This is a genomic window from Saccharomonospora iraqiensis subsp. paurometabolica YIM 90007 (assembly GCF_000231035.2).
GTDB classification, from domain to species: domain Bacteria; phylum Actinomycetota; class Actinomycetes; order Mycobacteriales; family Pseudonocardiaceae; genus Saccharomonospora; species Saccharomonospora paurometabolica.
Genome location: NZ_KI912228.1, coordinates 62,984 through 64,500, shown reverse-complemented (window position 1 = coordinate 64,500; position 1,517 = coordinate 62,984). Strand labels below are relative to the sequence as shown.

General features: G+C 76.2%; 1 protein-coding gene and 1 pseudogene. One reads left to right on the top strand and one right to left on the bottom strand.

What is annotated here, in order from left to right:
• Positions 1-359: pseudogene (locus tag SACPADRAFT_RS32610) on the top strand (hypothetical protein); the annotation flags it as partial.
• Positions 360-377: 18 nt separating this feature from the next.
• Here the strand turns inward: SACPADRAFT_RS32610 and SACPADRAFT_RS0209960 are convergent.
• Complete coding sequence (locus SACPADRAFT_RS0209960; RefSeq protein WP_007027579.1) at positions 378-1,304, bottom strand: class I SAM-dependent methyltransferase; 927 nt, start codon at positions 1,302-1,304, stop codon at positions 378-380.
• Between the last annotated feature and the right edge of the window lie 213 nt (positions 1,305-1,517).

The following is a 1,517-nucleotide window of genomic DNA, read 5'->3' as shown; positions in this document are numbered from 1 at the left end:
GGTGCCCGGTCCCGCCGCCCCGCTGGGACACGGTGGTGCGGGACGCGGACGGCCGCCGTCTCGGGGCGGTGGACGCGTGGTGGGACGAGATCGGGCTGGGCTGGGTTCTCACGGCACCGGGCCCGGACCCCGGCGACGGTTCCCCGCCCGCGCCCCGGCCGGGCCAGGCGCGGGACCACGATCCGCGGCGGGAGCACCTGGCGCTGACCGCCGCCGGAGTGATCGTCGTACGTACCCCGCTGCCCAGCCTTTACCGGGACGACGACCGCGTACGGGCCGACCTCGTCCGTGCCTTCCACCGCGCGGCCACCCGCCCACGACCGCGGGTGCGGGGCGAATCGGCCCGTGTGGCGGCGTGAGTCCACCACACGGCGCGGTCAGCGGCGACGCGCCGTGTGGATCGTGCGCAGGTCGAACACGGCGACGTCGTCCCGCCTGCCGAGGTGCTCGGCGCTGTCCGGGTCGAGCAACCGGCGCAGCGTGTCGCGGTCCTGTTCGTCCAGGTGTTCGCCCAGGCTCTGTTCGACCCAGGCGAAGTGGTCGAGTACATGGTCGAGGGCCACCCCGCGCAGCGGCGGCGGATGTTCGGTCACCGAGGCGAACGAGTCCGCGCCGGTCAGACCCGCACGCGTGAGGGCGGTGGTCCACCCGTACGGCATCGGGACGGCGTTCGGCATCTCCGCGCGGAGTTGCCCGAACCAGTGGTCGCGGGCCGCGGCCACCCGGATCTCCAGGCCCGGACGGCCGGTCCCGAGGTCCCACGGCAGATACCGCGGTTCGAGGCCGCCCTCGGCCAGCGCCAGCACACCGCCCTCCGCGAGCACCCCGGCGAGGTCGTCGACGGCGGTCTGCTGGTCGGGAAGGTGGTGGACCACGCCCGCCGCCCACACCAGGTCCGCAGCGGGTACGTGCGCGTGCCAGGCGGCGTCGGCGAGGTCCGCGTGCACGGTCTCCACCCGCACCGGGTCGCCGCCCGCCCCGGCCACGGTGACGCGGGCGGCCTCGAGGAGGGCTTCGGTGGCGTCCACCAGCACGAGGGTGCCCCCGCCCCGCTCCCGTAACGCCGCCGCCAACGCCGCGCCCATGCCGCCCGCACCGCAGCCGACGTCGACCACGACGGCGTCAGCGGGAAGATCCCGGGTCAACCGGGCCGCGACGTCGACGTACCGGTCGCGTTCGAGGTCGTCCCGCCGACGCAGGTCGGCGACCCGGGCGGACCAGTCGATGTCGTCGTGCGTGTGGACGGAGTGGGCGGCGGGCGGGTGTCCCGGGTGCGGATCCGGGGAGGACGGGTGTGTCGGCATGGGTCCATCCAAACCGACACCGGCCCGGGCCTCAAACGCGTTCCGGGGTACCGGCGCGTTCCCGCGGACGCGGACTCGGGGGCACGTGTCGGCCGCTCCCGGCCCCGCCACCCCGGCCACGGCGTCCGGGCCACGGCCGGGGAGGCGGGCGGGGACCGGGCACCCCTTCTACGGTGCGTGGAACCGGGCGTGTCCGTCCGCCCAGGCGGCGAG